The organism is Streptomyces sp. NPDC020917 (genome assembly GCF_044333795.1).
GTDB lineage: Bacteria > Actinomycetota > Actinomycetes > Streptomycetales > Streptomycetaceae > Actinacidiphila.
Genome location: NZ_JBIRRR010000020.1, coordinates 77,662 through 93,827, shown reverse-complemented (window position 1 = coordinate 93,827; position 16,166 = coordinate 77,662). Strand labels below are relative to the sequence as shown.

Sequence of the window (16,166 nt, the reverse complement as noted above, 5' to 3'; positions counted from 1 at the left end):
CGGGGTGCCCCCGGGCGTGCGTTCCCGTCTGCGACGTGCGTTGCGGCTGGGCGCGGAGTTCCCCGCACTCCTGGAGCATCGCCCCTCCGGGGCGGGAATCCGGGGTGCCCCCGAGGGTGCGTTGCCGGGCGCGCGGTGCCTGGGTGGCTGAGCGCGCAGTTCCCCGCGCCCCTGCGGGTCCCGTCCTGCCCCCCCAGGGTGCGTCCCCGTCCAACGCTCCGCCGTGGTTGCTCGCGCAGTTCCCCGCGCCCCTGCGGCAACTGGGGTGCCCCCGGGCGTGCGTTCCCGTCTGCGACGTGCGTTGCGGCTGGGCGCGGAGTTCCCCGCACTCCTGGAGCATCGCCCCTCCGGGGCGGGGGCCGGGGCTGCCCCCGGGCCCACGTTCCCGCGTGCGGACCGGCTGTGGCTGGTCGCGCTGGGGGCACCTCCCAGGCGAAGCGCTGGGGGACCCCGCGCCCCCATGGGTGACCCCCGGACCCATTCCTCCCGCAGACGGGGGCCGCCCGGGAGGGGACGGTGCGGGAGTGTCCCCGCAGGAACTGTGCATCCTCCCGGGCAAGCCAAAGGACAAAGCCGCACGCACAGTTCCGAGGAGACACTCCCGTGGCGGCCCCGACCCCACCCACCGAAGGTGCACCGCCAGGGGCGCGGGGAACTGCGCGCTCAGGCGGGACGATGCCCGCAGACGGCAATGGCGCCCAGGGGGCACCCCGGACCCCGAAGGGGCGCGGGGAACTGCGCGACAAGCCACGACGGACCGTTCGCCGGGAACGGCGGCCAGGGGGCACCCCGAACACCGAGGCGCGCGGCAGGCGGCAGAGCAGGCCCAGGCCACCCGGAAGGCGGACCCCGTCCACCTCAGGCGGAGCCGACGACGCGGCGGCGTCCGCACCGTGAACCCATGGGAGAATCGGATCCCGTGAGTGGAGCCCTTGCGCGTGTGATCCTGGTGGCCGGCCCTTCGGGGTCGGGGAAGTCGTCCCTTGCCGCCCGCACCGGGCTTCCCGTGCTGGTCCTCGACGACTTCTACCGGGACGCCGACGCCCCGGGGCTGCCGCTGATGCCGGGCGGTTCCGCGGTGGACTGGGACGACCCGGGGTCGTGGGACGCCGACGCCGCCGTGGCGGCGATCGCCGCGCTGTGCGCGCTGGGCACCGCCGAGACCCCGGTCTACGACATCGCGGCGAGCGCCGCCACCGGCCGCGCCCGGCTCGACCTCGAAGGGGCACCGGTCTTCGTCGCCGAGGGCGTCTTCGCCGCCGAGATCGCCGGCCGCTGCCGTGAACTGGGCCTGCTGGCGGACGCGTTGTGCCTGCGCGGGCGGCCGGCCACCACCGCGCGGCGCCGGTTCGTCCGCGACCTGCGCGAGGGCCGCAAGTCGGTGCGGTTCCTGCTGCGCCGCGGCTGGCACCTGATGCGCGCGGAACGCGGCATCGTGGCCCGGCACGTGGCGCTCGGCTGCCACCCGTGCGGGCACGCCGAGGCCGAGCGCCGGATCGCCGACGCGCGCAACGGTGCGCCGGTCCCCGTCGACGCCTGACCCCGGCCCGGCCCCCGAACCGACTCCGGCTCCGGCTCCGACTCCGGCCCCCGACGCCGACTCCGACCCCGGCTCCGACCCAGCCCCCGAACCGACCCCGACCCCGACTCCGGCCCCGGCTCCGGCTCCGGCTCCGGCTCCCAGACCCTCACCCGCTCCCCCCTCTCGTACGCGCCGCCGCACCCCCCCGCCCGGCTTGCCCGGCCCAGCGCTGGCTTCTACGCGTACGCGCTGCCGTAACGGCCGGCCCGGGCCGCCCCGGCCCCACGCCTCTCCCCTCGTCTCGCAAGCGCCGCCACGCTCCCGCATCCCGCGCGGCGGCGCGCCCGCGCCGCTCCCGCCACGCCCCCGCGCCCGACTCCCGCTCTCCCGCCGCGGGTTCGGCTCTGGCTCCTGTCATTGACATGTACCTGCGTGCGCTGTGACCCTAGTGCTCCGAAGTGAGCGATTCACCGTAGTTTCACGCGCAACTGAGCATCCAGCAGCCTGATTTGATCGGAGACATCTGCTTTGCGGAGACTCAGACCACACCCACGGGCGGCGGGCGTGCTCGCCGCCGCACTCGCAGCGGCGCTGTCCGTCACCCTGCTCGGCGCCCGGGTGCCGACCGCCGCGGCGGCCACCGGCAGCGGCGGCGTCCTCGACGGCACCACCAAGAGCGTCACCTGGCAGAGCCCGGTCTACGCCAAGGGCACCACCGGGGGGCCCACGTCCTGCCCGGCCGAGGACGCCGACCCCGGCAACACCGTCTGCGACTGGTTCGACCTGACCGTCTCGGTGCCGGCCGGCTACTGGGACGACAACCCCGAGGGCGGCGTGCCGGTCTCGGTCCAGTGGCAGCACCCGACCGACGACTTCGACATGTACATCTACGGTGCCGACGGCAAGGAGGTCGCCGAGAGCGCGGGCACCGCGGACCCTGAGGCCACCGTCATCCCGATGGCGTCGGGCACGTACCACGTGCTCGTCGTGCCGTACGACGTGCACGACAACTCCTTCACCGGCACCGCGTACCTCCCCGAGACCACCGACGCGGGCGACCTGACGTCGTTCAGCGGGAGCGACGGCAGTTACGCGATCGCGGCCGGCGACCTCAAGGCGAAGGTCGACTTCCTGGCCGACGGGCAGCTGCGGCTGCAGGCCGCGCCCGACGGCGCCTTCACCGACCCCGCCGGCTCGGCGCAGATGATCGTGAAGCAGCCGGCCGCCGACCGGCGGACGCGGTCCTTCGACGCCGGTGCCTACTACGGCATCAGGGCCGACGACACGGTGCTGCGGGTCTACAAGAAACCGCTGCACTTCGGCCTGTACAAGGCGGACGACCGCACGGTGATCTGGCAGGAGGACAAGCCGCTGCGCTGGTCCACCCACGGCATGCGGCAGAGCCTGGTGCGCGGCGCCGACGAGCAGTTCTTCGGCGGCGGCGAGCAGAACGGCAGCTTCTCCCACCGCGGCCAGACCATGCACGTCGGCAACAACTTCAACTGGAACGAGGGCGGCTGGAACAACTCCCAGCCCTTCTACCTCTCCAGCGCCGGCTACGGGGTGTTCCGCGACACCTACTCCCCGGGCGTCTACACCTTCAACGCCCCGGTGACCACCGGCCAGCAGGAGCGGCGGCTGGACGCCTACTACTTCCTCGGCGACGCCAAGCAGGTCATCGGCAAGTACACCGCGCTGGTCGGCAAGCCGTTCATGCCGCCGGTGTACGGGCTGGAGCCGGGCGACTCCGACTGCTACCTGCACAACGCCAACCGCGGTGAGCGGCACACCCTGGACGCGCTGAAGATCGCCGACACCTACCAGCAGCAGCAGATGCCGCTGGGCTGGATGCTCGTCAACGACGGCTACGGCTGCGGGTACGAGAACCTGCCGGAGACCGCCAAGGGCCTCCAGGACGACCACGCGCAGCTCGGCCTGTGGACGCAGGACGGCATCGACAAGCTCGCCGACCAGGTCAAGGCGGGCCAGCGGGTGGCGAAGCTGGACGTGGCCTGGGTCGGCAACGGCTACGACTTCGCGCTGGGCGCCTGCGACAAGGCGAAGGCCGGCATCGAGGACAACAGCGACGCGCGCGGCTTCGTCTGGCTGCCGGTGTCCTGGGCCGGCGCCCAGCGCTGCGGCGTGCTGTGGAGCGGCGACCAGAGCCTGTCGTGGGACTACATCCGCTGGCAGATCCCGACCTACGCCGGCGCCACCATGTCCGGCATCGCCTACGACACCGGCGACGTCGGCAGCATCTACCGGCACGACCCGAAGATGTACACCCGGGACCTGGAGTGGAAGGCGTTCCTGCCGGCCATCATGACCATGGACGGCTGGGCCAGCGACATCACCACCCACAAGCCGTCCGACCAGCAGCCGTGGGTCGACGGCGACCCGTACACCTCGATCAACCGGAAGTACCTGCAGCTCAAGGAGCGGCTGCTGCCGTACATGTACACGCTGTCCGCCGAGGCGGCGAAGTCCGGGGTGGGCGCGGTGCGCCCGCTGTGGCTGGAGTACCCGGACGACCCGAACACCCTGGGTGCGAGCGCCACGTACGAGTTCCTGGCCGGCAAGGACTTCCTGGTGGCGCCGGTGTACCAGGACTCCGACACCCGCGACGGCATCTACCTGCCGAAGGGCGAGTGGACCGACTACTGGACCGGCCGCACCTACCACGGCCCGACCACGGTCAACGGCTACCACGCGCCGCTGGACACCCTGCCGCTGTTCGTCCGGGGCGGCGCGGTCGTCCCGATGTGGCCGAAGGGCACGACGTCCTGGCAGACCCGTGACCGCGGGGAGCTGGACTGGGACCTGTACCCGCAGGGCCGCAGCTCGTACACGCTCTACGAGGACGACGGCGTGACGCGGCAGTTCGCCGCCGGCTCGTCGGCCGAGCAGCGGGTGGACGTGAACCAGACCCGCGGCGCGACGGTGGTCACGGTCGGCGCGAGCAAGGGCTCCTACCAGGGCGAGCCGCAGGCCCGCGGCTACACCTTCACGGTGCACGGCGAGGCGGTGCCGCGCCAGGTGGTGCTCTCCGGCACCGGCCCGCTGGCCAGGGCCGGCTCGGCCGCGGCGCTGGACGCCGCCGGCTCCGGCTGGTGGTACGACCCGGACACCGGCGTCACGACGGTGAAGACGCCGTCGCTGCCGCTGGCGAAGGGCTTCACCGTGAACCTGGTGCGCTGACCCCGGCACTGTGACGGAACGCACCGGCCGGGCGCACGGCGGCCCGGCCGGTGCACGACACGACGGGACCGGACGGCTTCCCCCTCGCCGTCCGGTCCCGTCGTGTTCCCCCCGTGCGTTCCCCCGTGTCCCCCCTGGTGCTCCCCCGTTCCCCCGTTTCCCCCTCGTCCGGTGGGCCGTGGCCGGCCCCCGCGGGCGGTGCGTCAGGCGACGAGCTCGCCGAACGCGTCCTCCTCGCTCCGGCCGAAGCTCAGGGCCTCGTCCTCGCGCATCCGGCGCAGCGAGCGCCAGATGCTGCTCTTGACGGTGCCGACGCTGATGCCCAGGATCTCGGCGATCTCCGGGTCGGTGCGGCCCTCGTAGTAGCGGAGGACCAGCATGGTGCGCTGCTGCTCGGGCAGCCGGGCCAGCGCCTGCCACAGCACGGCGCGCAGCTCGGTGCCGCCCATCTCGTCGTTGTCGCCGACGGTCTCCGGCAGCTCCTCGGTCGGGTACTCGCTGAGCTTGCGACGGCGCCAGGCGCTGATGTGCAGGTTGGTCATGGTGCGGCGCAGGTAGCCGCCGACCGCCGCCTTGTCGCTGATCCGGTCCCACGCGCGGTAGGTGGAGAACAGCGCGCTCTGCAGCAGGTCCTCGGCGGCGAACCGGTCACCGGTGAGGTGGTAGGCGGTCGCGTACAGCGAGGCGCGGCGCTCCTGGACGTACGCGGTGAAGGCCGCCTCGGCCTCCGCCTTCTGCTCCGAGCCGCGGCGGGTGGCGTCGCCCTGGTCCTGGGCGGGCGTCCGCTCGTCGCTGCTGCCCTCGACCGGGGTGATCCATGCCGGGCGCTGGCGGCCCGGGCCGGCCTGGTGGGGCGTGCGTCCGGCGCCGCGAGCGTACCCCCGTCCGCTCGCGGCGCCGGACATCTCGTTGGTCCTGACCGAAAGGTGATCGTGCGCGGATCGGACTGCGGCGGTGGTGGTGCTGTGCAGTGCGTTCATGTCGCGCCCCCGTCGATGGAACCTTCAGCGTGGTGTTCGGCGTCGCAGCCGGTGTGGCGTGCGCTCATCCGATGGCCATAAGACTGCCGGGCCAGTTTCATGGCGCTGTCCGCCGAGTGTCACAGCACCGTCACAGAGGCAGGTCCCGGTGCGGAGCAGGTGAGCCGGGTGCGGCGGGCGGTACGGCAGAGGCGCCGGGCCCGGTACGGGCGGTGTCCCGGCCGGATCCGGGCGGAATCCCGGTGGAGCGCGGGCCTGCCGCGGGGGGCGGCTCCCCCCAGGCAGTCGCAGAGAAAGGAGCAGTAGGCAACAATGTCCGGCGTGCCTTTCCTGTTGCTAATCGAGGATGACGACGCCATCCGCACCGGTCTCGAGCTCGGCCTGTCCCGTCAGGGCCACCGCGTGGTGGCCGCTGCGACGGGTGAGGACGGCCTGCGGCTGCTCAAGGAGCAGCGGCCGGACCTGATCGTGCTGGACGTGATGCTGCCCGGGATCGACGGCTTCGAGGTGTGCCGCCGCATCCGCAGGACCGACCAGCTGCCGATCATCCTGCTCACCGCCCGCAGCGACGACATCGACGTCGTGGTGGGCCTGGAGTCCGGTGCCGACGACTACGTGATCAAGCCGGTGCAGCCGCGGGTGCTGGACGCCCGGATCCGCGCGGTGCTGCGCCGCGGCGAGCGGGACAGCACCGACTCGGCGGCGTTCGGCGCCATCGTCATCGACCGCAACGCGATGACCGTCACCAAGGACGGGCAGGACCTCCAGCTCACCCCGACCGAGCTGCGGCTGCTGCTGGAGCTGAGCCGGCGGCCCGGACAGGCGCTGTCCCGGCAGCAGCTGCTGCGCCTGGTGTGGGAGCACGACTACCTCGGGGACTCGCGGCTGGTCGACGCGTGCGTCCAGCGGCTGCGCGCCAAGATCGAGGACGTCCCGTCCTCCCCCACCCTGATCCGCACCGTCCGCGGGGTCGGCTACCGCCTGGACACGCCTCAATGACCGCTGCCGCACCTACGGCGGGGAAGGAAGCTCACGGCCTGCGCAGGCGGCTGCCCGGCCTGCTGCGCCTGTCGTCGCTGCGGCTGCGGCTGGTGGCGGTGTTCGCGCTGGTGGCGCTGACCGCCGCCGTCTCCGTGTCCGGCATCGCCTACTGGCTGAACCGCGACGCGGTGCTCACCCGCGCGCAGAACAGCGCGCTCAACGACTTCCGCGACTCGCTGCAGCGCAACGCCGCCTCGCTGCCGGTGCAGCCCACCTGCGCGTCGCTGAACACCGCGGCGAACCGGATGGGCGGTCCGGACACGTACCAGGTCGTGCTGATCGACACCACGCCGGACAACTCGCCGTGCGCCGCGCCCTCGAACCGCGACGCGTTCACCCTCGACGACGTGCCCGCCTCGCTGCAGCACGCGGTGAACACCCCGCACAGCAAGGACGACAACCGCTACCACCTGCACTGGGAGCGGATCTCGCTGCAGAGCCACCCCTACCTCGTGGCGGGGGCGCGGATCAACGACGGCGGCCCGACCGGCTACATGCTCAAGTCGCTGGACGCCGAGCGCAAGGACCTCAACTCGCTCGCGTGGTCGCTGGGGATCGCGACGCTGCTCGCGCTGATCGGCGCCGCGCTGCTCGCGCAGGCCGCCGGCTCGACCGTGCTGCGCCCGGTGCGGCGCCTCGGCGAGGCCGCGCAGCGGCTCGGCGAGGGCCATCTGGACACCCGGCTGAAGGTCAGCGGCACCGACGAGCTCGCCGATCTGTCACGGACGTTCAACAACGCTGCGGAGCTGCTGGAGAAGCGCGTCGAGGAGCTGAGCGGCCGGGAGGCGGCCAGCCGCCGGTTCGTCGCCGACATGTCGCACGAGCTGCGCACCCCGCTGACCGCGATCACCGCGGTGACCGACGTGCTGGAGGACGAGGCCGAGGCGCTGGACCCGATGATCGCGCCCGCGGTCCGCCTGGTGGTCAGCGAGACCCGGCGCCTGAACGAGCTGGTGGAGACGCTGATGGAGGTCACCCGGTTCGACGCCGGAACCGCGAAGCTGCGCGTCGACGAGGTCGACGTCGCCGACATGATCATGGCGTGCATGGACGCGCGGGCCTGGCTGGACTCCGTCGAGCTCGACGCGCCCCGCGGGGTGCTGGCCACCCTCGACCCGCGCCGGCTGGACGTGATCATGGCCAACCTGATCGGCAACGCGCTCAAGCACGGCGGCTCCCCGGTGCGGGTGTCGCTGCGCAAGGAGGGCGACGACGAGACCGGCGAGATCGTCGTCGAGGTCGCCGACCACGGCCCCGGCATCCCCGCGGACGTCCTGCCGCACGTCTTCGACCGCTTCTTCAAGGCCGACGCCTCGCGTGCCCGGTCCGAGGGCAGCGGGCTGGGCCTGTCCATCGCGATGGAGAACGCGCACATCCACGGCGGCGACATCACCGCCCGCAACTCCCCTGCCGGAGGCGCGGTGTTCACCCTGCGCATGCCGATCCGGCCGCGGCACGGCGACGGCCCCGAGGGCTCCCCGGACGCGGCCGTCGACGGGCAGGACGGGAACGGCCGCCAGGGGAACGGGCGCGACGGCTCCGGCCTCGGCGGCCGTGACGAGGGGCGCACCAGCGGTGCGGCCGGCACTCCCGGCAGCAACGGCGCGGGCGGTGCCGGATGAGATCCCGCTCCACCCGCCCGGCCCCGAGCCGCACCCGCGCCCACAGACGCGGGGCGGCTCCCGCCGCGGCCCTGGTCGCCCTGGTGCTGCTGCCGCTGCTGGCCGGCTGCGGGATCCGCACCACCTCGGTCCCGGTCGACGCCGGGCCGGCGCCCTCGCGGGTGTCGTGCGCACCGCCGAAGGCCGCGGCGGACCCGGACCCGGACACCGTGAGCCGGCAGGTCTACCTGGTGTGCAGCATGCAGCTGGCGCCGGTCAGCCGGAGCGTGCCGGTGCGCGACGTCGGCAACGTGCGCACCAGCGTCTCCAGCCAGGCCACGGCGCTGATCCGGCAGCTGGAGCAGAGCCCGCGCAGCGCCGAGTCGCAGGCCGGGTTCTCCACCGCGGTGCCGGCCACGACGGAGATAGCCGCGCGGCACGGCGGCGACCCGGCGAACGCGCTGCGCCTGAACCAGGAGCTCGACGATCTGCCGTCCTTCGCGCTGGCGCAGATCGTCTGCACGCTGACCGCCGACTCCGGAATCGCCCCGGACGGCACGGTGCTGCTCGGCGGGCAGTCGCCCGGCGATCCGCTGCGCACCTACACCTGCACGTCCGACCTGCGGACCCGGCCCGACGCCGGGGACGACGCCGGCACACTCGTGCGGCAGCCGTGAGCGAAGAGCGGAACCGCGTGACCCCGTACCGCGTCATCGAAGGCGTGCGGCACGAGGGCTCCAGGATCAGGGTGCGCGCGGCCGGGCTGCTGCTCACCGCGGCGTATCTCTGCTTCGTCGCGTGGCTCCTGCTGCGGCCTCATTATGCGGCCTGGGTGCCCGCGCCGAACCTGCGTCCGCTGGCCACGATCCGCTCCGACCTGTCGGCGGGCGCGGTGCCCGCGGCCCGGCGGATCGGCGAGGGCCTCGGGCTGCTCGCGCCGCTGGGCGTACTGCTGCCGATGGCCGGCGGGCGGGTCGACGTGCCCGCGTTCACCTCGTTCGCGCGGACCGTGTTCGCCGGGCTGATGGTGTCGATGTCGCTGGAGTTCACCCAGACCGTGGTCCCGGGCCAGCTCTTCGATGTCGACGCGCTGCTTCTGAACACGGCGGGCGTGGCGCTGGCTCATCTTCTGGTCGTCCCGGCCGTCCGTCGCCGGCTTCGCCAGCGCTTTCCCGTTTCTCCTCCCCCGCACCCGACCCCCGCGCCCGCCGGCCTCACCCCCTGAGCGGGGGGATCCCCCCTCCCCACGGCGAAGTGCGCCCCGCCAGGGGCGCGAGGTCCCCCAGAGCTGCGCCTGGGAGGTGCCCCCTGCGCGCTCAGCCCCAGCGGCGACCCGCCGTCCCCACGACGAGGTGCCCCCACAGGGGCGCGAGGAACTGCGCGAGCAACCGGCCACCGGCCGGTGGTCCGGGACGGACCGAACTGCCCCTTCGGGACGGTGACGACCCGCGGCGCCGCGCTGGCTGAGCGCGCTGGGGGCACCTCCCAGGCGCAGCTCTGGGGGACCCCGCGCCCCTTTCGGGGCTCGTCCTGCCCCGCGAGGCGACGTCGCCGTCCAACGGCCCGTGGATGGTTGCTCGCGCAGTTCCCCGCGCCCCTGGCGGGGCAATGTCGCCGTCCAACGGCTGCCGGGGGCCCGCGCCGTGTGCGGGCGGGGCGGGAGGGAGGGGTGGCTCCCCGCAGGGGGGCTAGCCGAGGAGGCCGCCGCCGGCGGGGAGGCCGCCGAGGAGGCCGGAGACGGGCGCGACCTGGTTGCCCGACACGTGGTTGCCGGAGGGGAGCAGGCCGTGGGTGGGCAGCGCGGACGTGCCGTCGCCGACCGCCTGCCGGGCGCCGGCCGCCGAGTCCGCGGCGCCGGGCACCAGGTCGGTGGCCTGGCCGACGGGCAGCCCGCCGAGCGTGTTGGTGGCTCCTGCGAGGTCGGCCGCGGAGGCGGAGCCCGCGGCGGCGGCCACGGCCGCAAGTCCCAGCGCAGCCGTGGTGAGGGTCTTCTTGGTTCGCGTGTGCATAACCGCGGAACGTAGTCATCCGCTCACGGCCCCCGCAACCGCCGTGGCGTGCCCGCACTCCCGCCGCGGCGGCCAGGCGCGGGCCGCCCGATCAGCCCTCGGAGTCGGCAGATCCGCTGGCCACAGGGGGTGCGGCCGCACCGGCCGTGAACAGCCACTCGGCCTTCAGCTCGGCGTACCCGGGCTTGATCACCTCGTTGATCATCGCCAGACGTTCGTCAAAAGGAATGAACGCCGACTTCATCGCATTGACGGTGAACCACTGCATGTCGTCGAGCGAGTAGCCGAACGCCTTCACCAGGTGCTCGAACTCGCGGCTCATGGTGGTGCCGGACATCAGGCGGTTGTCGGTGTTGACGGTGACCCGGAAGTGCAGCCGCCGCAGCAGCCCGATGGGGTGGTCGCGGTAGGACTCGGCGGCGCCCGTCTGGAGGTTGGACGTCGGGCACATCTCCAGCGGCACCCGCTTGTCCCGCACGTAGGCGGCCAGGCGGCCCAGGGACACCTCGCCGCCCTTCTGCTCGATGTCGTCGATGATCCGCACGCCGTGGCCGAGCCGGTCGGCGCCGCACCACTGGAGCGCCTGCCAGATGGACGGCAGGCCGAACGCCTCGCCCGCGTGGATCGTGAAGTGGTTGTTCTCGCGCTTGAGGTAGTCGAACGCGTCGAGGTGCCGGGTGGGCGGGAAGCCGGCCTCGGCACCGGCGATGTCGAACCCGACGACGCCGGCGTCCCGGTAGCGGTTGGCGAGTTCGGCGATCTCCTTGGAGCGGGCCGCGTGCCGCATCGCGGTGAGCAGGGCGCCGACCCGGATCCGGTTCCCGTTCTCGCGTGCCCGCTGCTCGCCCTGCCGGAAGCCGTCGTTGACCGCCTCGACGACCTCCTCCAGGGACAGGCCGCCCTCCAGGTGCTGCTCGGGCGCGTACCGGATCTCGGCGTAGACCACGCCGTCGGCGGCCAGGTCCTCGGCGCACTCGGCGGCCACCCGCGCCAGCGCGTCCCGGGTCTGCATCACCGCGCAGGTGTGCGCGAACGTCTCCAGGTAGCGCTCCAGCGAGCCGGAGTCGGCCGCCTCGCGGAACCACGTGCCGAGCTTGTCCGGGTCGGTCTCGGGCAGCGCGGTGTAGCCGCCTGCCCGCGCGAGCTCCACGATGGTGCCGGGGCGCAGGCCGCCGTCGAGGTGGTCGTGCAGCAGCGCCTTGGGCGCGCGGCGGATCTGTTCGGCGGTCGGGATGCTCGATGTCGGGTTCTGCATGCACGAACGATAGCCCCTACGCGCGTAGATATCGCGTACGTGCCCACTATTTTCCGCAGGGCCATACAGTGCACACCCTGTCTTCTGCCAAGGTTGCCGCATGGCTTCGCAAGCTTTACCGGCGCGTGGCGCCCGGCTGGGGCGGCAGGTGACCGTCGGGCTGGTGCCCGGGCCCCGGCAGCGCGACCCGCACGCCGGCGCGACCGTACGCGCGGTGGTGCTCGCGCTGCCCGGTGGCGACGCGCTCAGCACCCGGCGGCGCTCCCCGCTGGCCGCGGCCCTGATCTGGCCGCTGGCCCGGCACCTCGTGCGTGAGGGGCAGGACGACGGTCTGGCCGCGCACGTGGTCCACTACCGCTTCCGCGGCTGGAACGGCGGGCACGCCCACCCCGCGGAGGACGCCGAGTGGGCGGTCGGTGAGGCGGTGCGCCGGTACGGGGACGTGCCGGTGTGCCTGGTCGGCATCGACATGGGCGCGCGGGCGGCGCTGCACGCGGCCGCGCATCCCGCGGTGACCGCCGTGGTGGCGCTCGCGCCGTGGCTGCCCGGCGGGCCGGAGCCGGAGCCGGTGAAGCAGCTGATCGGCCGCAAGGTGCTGCTCGTGCACGGCACCGAGGACGACTCCACGGCGCCGGAGCTGTCGTACCGGCTCGCCGAGCGGGCGAAGAAGGTGAACCGGGACGTGTGCCGCTTCGAGGTGCACTCGGACGGGCACAGCCTGCACCAGCACCGCGCGGAGGTGTCCGCGCTCACCGCGGACTTCGTGCTCGGCAACCTGCTGGACCGGCCGTTCGCCCGCCCGGTGGCCGACGCCCTGGCCGCGCCGCCCCCGCTCGGCCTGCGCATGCCGCTGGCCGCCGGCTTCGGCCGCTCCCTGCGCGCGTAGCGCCCCGCGGAAGGGCGGCCCGCGGAGCGCTGTCCCGCGGTCGTCCGGACGGCGCCGTGACCCGGGGGACGACCGGCGTCGTCCGACCGACGGATCCTTCCAGCGCAGTCGCGGGTCCCGGGACGGGCAGGTGGGCTCCGACTCCCCGCGCCCACCTGGCCTTTCAGTGGCGGGGATCGGGAAGCAGGCGGCCCTTGCGGGAGAGCAGGAAGCGCTTGAAGGCGGCGACGGGCGGGGCGTCGTCCTGGCCGTCGAGCCAGGCCACGCCGATCTCCCGGACCGCCCGCTGGCCGAGCACGTCCAGCTCGGTGACGCCGGGGCGCGGCACGGCGGGCGGCGGCAGCAGGGCCACGCCGAGCCCGGCCGCGACCAGGCCGCGCAGCGTCTCCGCCTCCTCGCCCTCGAAGGCGACCCGCGGGGCGAACCCGGCCTCCTCGCACAGCGCGTCGGTGATCCGGCGCAGCCCGTATCCGGCTTCGAGCGTGACGAACGGGTCCCCGGCCACCTCCGCCAGCCGCACCCTGCGCCGCCCGGCGAGCCGGTGCCCGGCCGGCACCACCAGCCGCAGCCGCTGCTCGTCCAACCGCCGCACCACCAGGCCCGGCTCGTCCGGCAGCGGCGAGGTCAGGCACAGGTCGAGACCGCCGGCCCGCAGCCGCTCCAGCATCGCCTCGCCCCACGTCTGCACCAGCTGGAACCGCACCCGCGGGTGGTCCGCGCGGAAGGTCCGCAGGAGTCCCGGCACGGTCTCGGGGCCGAGGGTGTGCAGGAAGCCGAACGCCACCCGGCCGCTGCCGGGGTCCGCCTCCAGCCGGACGGACTCCGCGGCGCGCTCCACCTCCGCCAGGGCCCGCTCCACCGCGCCGCGGAACGCCACCCCCGCCCGGGTCAGCCGCACCGTGCGGCCCTGCCGGGCGAACAGGGTGACGCCCAGGTCCGCCTCCAGCCGGGCCAGCGCGCGGCTGAGAGTGGGCTGCGGCATCCCCAACTGCTGGGCGGCGCGCGTCACATGCTCGGAACGCGCGACCGCGGCGAACTGCGCGAGGCGCGGCGCGAGCAGCGCCGCCCAGGCGTCGGCGGACGGCTCGGGGCCGGGCGGCTGCGCAGTGGTCCTGATCTCGTCGCTCACCTCGTACACCCCTGCCCACCTCGTGTCATGCGCTGGCGCATCAATAGTGCCGCATTCATGCATTGGACGCATGGAAGCAGGCGGTCCTACGGTCGGGCCATGACCTCCGCCGATACCGGGGCGGCGACGCCAGTGCGCCGCGACGCCGCCCGCCCCAGCGCCTCCCCCGGGCCCGCCGCCTCCGCCGCAGCGCCTGCCGGTTCCACCGACTCCCGTCTGCGCAAGGGCACTTCGGCGTACCGGCGGGCGAACCTCGCGTTGTTCGCCGCGGGCCTTGCGACCTTCGCGCTGCTGTACTCCACGCAGGCGCTGCTGCCCGCGCTGTCCAGCGGCCTGCACCTGTCGCCGGCGCAGGCGAGCCTGACGGTGACGGCGTCGACCGGTGCGCTCGCCGTCGCGCTGCTGCCGGTCAGCGCGCTGAGCGAGAAGTACGGGCGCACCACGGTCATGACGGCGTCGGTCTTCGGCGCGTCGCTGCTCGCCCTGGCGGTCCCGTTCGCGCCGAACCTGACCGCGCTGGTCGTGCTGCGCGCGGTGCAGGGCGTGGCGCTGGCCGGGCTGCCGGCCACGGCGATGGCGTACCTCGCCGAGGAGGTCCACCCGTCGGCCATCCCGTCGGCGATCGGCCTGTACGTCGCGGGCAACTCGATCGGCGGCATGAGCAGCCGGGTCGCCGGCGGCGCGCTGGCGCAGGCGTACGGGTGGCGGGCCGCGCTGCTGGCCGTCGGCCTCACCTCGCTCGCCTGCGCGGTGGCCTTCCGGCTGCTGGCGCCGCCCGCACGGCACTTCACACCCGGCCCGGTGCATCCCTCGGCCCTGTGGCGCACGGTCCGCGGCCACGTCGGCGATGTGCGGCTGCGCCGGCTGTACGCGCTCGGGATGCTGTTCATGGCGGTGTTCGGGGCGGTGTACACGGTGCTCGGCTACCGGCTGACGGCGGCGCCGTACCACCTGTCGCAGACGGCCGTCGGCGCGATCTTCCTGGTCTACCTGGTGGGGACGGGCACCTCCGCGGCGTCGGGCGCGCTGCAGGCACGGCTGGGCCGGCGCGGCGCCTTCGCGGTCGCCCTGGTGCTGTGCGCCGCGGGCCTGCTGGTGACGCTGGCCGGGCCGCTGCTCCTCGTCCTGCTCGGGCTGGTGCTGATCACCGCCGGGTTCTTCACCGGCCACTCGGTCGCCTCCGGCGCCGTCAGCCGGACCGCCACCGCGGGCCGCGCCCAGGCCTCCGCGCTGTACCTCACCGCCTACTACGTCGGCAACAGCGTCGGCGGCAGCGTCGCGGCGTCCGCCTACCACCGCGCCGGCTGGCCGGCCGCCGCCACCGTGGCCCTCGTCGCCGTCGCCCTCTGCCTGCGCCCCGCCCTGCGCCGCATTCCCGCACCTCGCCGCTGATGCCGCAGTGAATGTGCCTGCCGACTCGACCGGCTCTCAAGCGAACTGACGAATACTGCAGATGCATTGAGACAGCACGTACCAGCGGAGGAAAATGTGTCCGAGACCACTGAGTTAGCGGACCTCTACTCGGTCATCGAGGAATCGGCCCGGCTGCTCGAGGTGCCGTACTCGCGGGACAAGGTGCGGCCGATCCTGACGGCCTACCAGGATGCGCTGCGGAGCGAGCCCATCGCATTCAGGATGGGGATGGGAGAGCGCTATACGGGAGACGTCGATTGGCGCTTCTCGGTTCCCGTCGAGGACGACGAACCTTACTCCGTCGCCCTGGCGCACGGACTGCTCGACAGTACCGACCATCCGGTCTTCTCGCTGCTCGGGGAGGCCACGGAGCGGTGCAACGTCAGTTCCTACGGCGTGGACTTCGGCGTCGTCGGCGGCCTCAAGAAGATGTACGTGGTCTTCCCGCCCGACGACATGGCCGACCTCGCCGCACTGCGCGACCTGCCGTCCATGCCGCCCTCCGTGGCCGGGAACTACGACACGTTCGCCCGCCACGGCATGGTCGGCAAGCTGGTCCCCACGTTCGCGATCGACTACCGGGACCGCACCGTCAACCTGTACTGGAACTTCTCCGTGCTGCCGGCGGCCACGCTCGCCCCCGACGGCGTCCGTGCCCTGTTCCGCGACCTGGGGCTGCGGGCTCCCAGTGACCGGATGATCGAGCTGAGCAAGCAGGCCATCGGCGCCTACGTCACCCTGGGCTGGGACTCCGCGCGGGTCGAGCGGTTCAGCTTCACCGTCCTGGCCAAGGACCCGGCGGACCTCCCGGTGCCGATGGAGCCCGAACTCCGGAAGTTCCACGCCGACTTCCGGCACCACGCCGACGATGACACGTTCCTGTACTACGTCGCCGTGTCGTCCTCCGGCGAGGAGATCTACAAGTACGCCCAGTACTACCGGTCCAAGGCGTTCGTGAACCAGATGCTGCAGTCCACTCCGGGCGAGAGACGGAACGGCTGACCACTCGCCGCCGCGCAGCCCCGAAGGACGGCCCGGCCACCGGGCGTCCTCTTTCCAGGACCCTCTTTCCCGCACGTCAGCGCAGCCGGCCCGGATCCACCGCTTCGAGGTGATCCCCCCGCGGGCCACG

The 16,166-nt window shown here is 73.6% G+C and carries 13 protein-coding genes; 9 read left to right on the top strand and 4 right to left on the bottom strand.

Annotation, left to right across the window (positions count from 1 at the left end):
- Nucleotides 1–901 precede the first annotated feature (901 nt).
- Together ACH4TG_RS32330 and ACH4TG_RS32325 are read left to right on the top strand one after the other, a co-directional pair.
- Nucleotides 902–1,540, top strand: a complete 639-nt coding sequence (locus ACH4TG_RS32330) for an ATP-binding protein (protein ID WP_398246170.1) — start codon at nucleotides 902–904, stop codon at nucleotides 1,538–1,540.
- A gap of 546 nt (nucleotides 1,541–2,086) precedes the next feature.
- Nucleotides 2,087–4,720 (top strand): TIM-barrel domain-containing protein, encoded by a 2,634-nt coding sequence (locus ACH4TG_RS32325; protein ID WP_398246169.1) that lies wholly within the window; start codon nucleotides 2,087–2,089, stop codon nucleotides 4,718–4,720.
- A 203-nt stretch (nucleotides 4,721–4,923) separates the two neighbouring features.
- Here ACH4TG_RS32325 and ACH4TG_RS32320 read toward each other — a convergent pair whose 3' ends face one another.
- Nucleotides 4,924–5,700, bottom strand: a complete 777-nt coding sequence (locus tag ACH4TG_RS32320; RefSeq protein ID WP_398246168.1) for a SigE family RNA polymerase sigma factor — start codon at nucleotides 5,698–5,700, stop codon at nucleotides 4,924–4,926.
- Between the two features lie 321 nt (nucleotides 5,701–6,021).
- Between ACH4TG_RS32320 and ACH4TG_RS32315 the strand changes: the two genes are divergently transcribed.
- From ACH4TG_RS32315 to ACH4TG_RS32300, 4 genes are read left to right on the top strand one after another with little or no spacing between them, the layout of a single operon-like run.
- Nucleotides 6,022–6,699: a response regulator gene (locus tag ACH4TG_RS32315; protein ID WP_398246167.1), complete on the top strand. Its 678-nt coding sequence runs from the start codon at nucleotides 6,022–6,024 to the stop codon at nucleotides 6,697–6,699.
- On the top strand, nucleotides 6,696–8,363 hold the full coding sequence (locus tag ACH4TG_RS32310; RefSeq protein ID WP_398246166.1) for an ATP-binding protein: 1,668 nt from the start codon (nucleotides 6,696–6,698) through the stop codon (nucleotides 8,361–8,363). Before ACH4TG_RS32315 ends, ACH4TG_RS32310 begins: the two co-directional genes overlap by 4 nt.
- A complete protein-coding gene (locus ACH4TG_RS32305) occupies nucleotides 8,360–9,019 on the top strand; it encodes a hypothetical protein (protein WP_398246165.1) in 660 nt (219 codons plus the stop codon). The genes ACH4TG_RS32310 and ACH4TG_RS32305 overlap by 4 nt, the downstream gene beginning before the upstream one ends.
- A 35-nt stretch (nucleotides 9,020–9,054) precedes the next feature.
- Nucleotides 9,055–9,567: a VanZ family protein gene (locus ACH4TG_RS32300; RefSeq protein WP_398246257.1), complete on the top strand. Its 513-nt coding sequence runs from the start codon at nucleotides 9,055–9,057 to the stop codon at nucleotides 9,565–9,567.
- 463 nt (nucleotides 9,568–10,030) lie between these two features.
- On the opposite strand, the gene ACH4TG_RS32295 is transcribed toward ACH4TG_RS32300, so the two are convergent.
- Nucleotides 10,031–10,351, bottom strand: a complete 321-nt coding sequence (locus tag ACH4TG_RS32295; protein WP_398246164.1) for an ATP-binding protein — start codon at nucleotides 10,349–10,351, stop codon at nucleotides 10,031–10,033.
- Between the two features lie 91 nt (nucleotides 10,352–10,442).
- Nucleotides 10,443–11,606, bottom strand: coding sequence for an adenosine deaminase (locus tag ACH4TG_RS32290; protein WP_398246163.1), 1,164 nt, complete (start codon nucleotides 11,604–11,606; stop codon nucleotides 10,443–10,445).
- 100 nt (nucleotides 11,607–11,706) lie between these two features.
- Between ACH4TG_RS32290 and ACH4TG_RS32285 the strand changes: the two genes are divergently transcribed.
- Entirely contained in the window at nucleotides 11,707–12,492 is a 786-nt protein-coding gene (locus ACH4TG_RS32285) for an alpha/beta hydrolase (protein ID WP_398246162.1), read from the top strand.
- 163 nt (nucleotides 12,493–12,655) lie between these two features.
- On the opposite strand, the gene ACH4TG_RS32280 is transcribed toward ACH4TG_RS32285, so the two are convergent.
- Entirely contained in the window at nucleotides 12,656–13,630 is a 975-nt protein-coding gene (locus ACH4TG_RS32280; protein WP_398246161.1) for a LysR family transcriptional regulator, read from the bottom strand.
- A gap of 90 nt (nucleotides 13,631–13,720) precedes the next feature.
- Between ACH4TG_RS32280 and ACH4TG_RS32275 the strand changes: the two genes are divergently transcribed.
- Nucleotides 13,721–15,013: an MFS transporter gene (locus ACH4TG_RS32275; RefSeq protein ID WP_398246160.1), complete on the top strand. Its 1,293-nt coding sequence runs from the start codon at nucleotides 13,721–13,723 to the stop codon at nucleotides 15,011–15,013.
- Between the two features lie 96 nt (nucleotides 15,014–15,109).
- The gene (locus tag ACH4TG_RS32270; protein WP_398246159.1) at nucleotides 15,110–16,036 is read left to right on the top strand and encodes an aromatic prenyltransferase; all 927 of its coding nucleotides are present in this window, start codon (nucleotides 15,110–15,112) and stop codon (nucleotides 16,034–16,036) included.
- The last annotated feature ends 130 nt before the right edge of the window (nucleotides 16,037–16,166 follow it).

Coding starts and splice junctions, on each gene's coding strand:
- ACH4TG_RS32275 (WP_398246160.1), top strand. CDS start 13,721: ATGACCTCCGCCGATACCGGGGCGGCGACGCCAGTGCGCCGCGACGCC.
- ACH4TG_RS32305 (WP_398246165.1), top strand. CDS start 8,360: ATGAGATCCCGCTCCACCCGCCCGGCCCCGAGCCGCACCCGCGCCCAC.
- ACH4TG_RS32330 (WP_398246170.1), top strand. CDS start 902: ATGGGAGAATCGGATCCCGTGAGTGGAGCCCTTGCGCGTGTGATCCTG.
- ACH4TG_RS32290 (WP_398246163.1), bottom strand. CDS start 11,606: ATGCAGAACCCGACATCGAGCATCCCGACCGCCGAACAGATCCGCCGC.
- ACH4TG_RS32285 (WP_398246162.1), top strand. CDS start 11,707: ATGGCTTCGCAAGCTTTACCGGCGCGTGGCGCCCGGCTGGGGCGGCAG.
- ACH4TG_RS32295 (WP_398246164.1), bottom strand. CDS start 10,351: ATGCACACGCGAACCAAGAAGACCCTCACCACGGCTGCGCTGGGACTT.
- ACH4TG_RS32310 (WP_398246166.1), top strand. CDS start 6,696: ATGACCGCTGCCGCACCTACGGCGGGGAAGGAAGCTCACGGCCTGCGC.
- ACH4TG_RS32320 (WP_398246168.1), bottom strand. CDS start 5,700: ATGAACGCACTGCACAGCACCACCACCGCCGCAGTCCGATCCGCGCAC.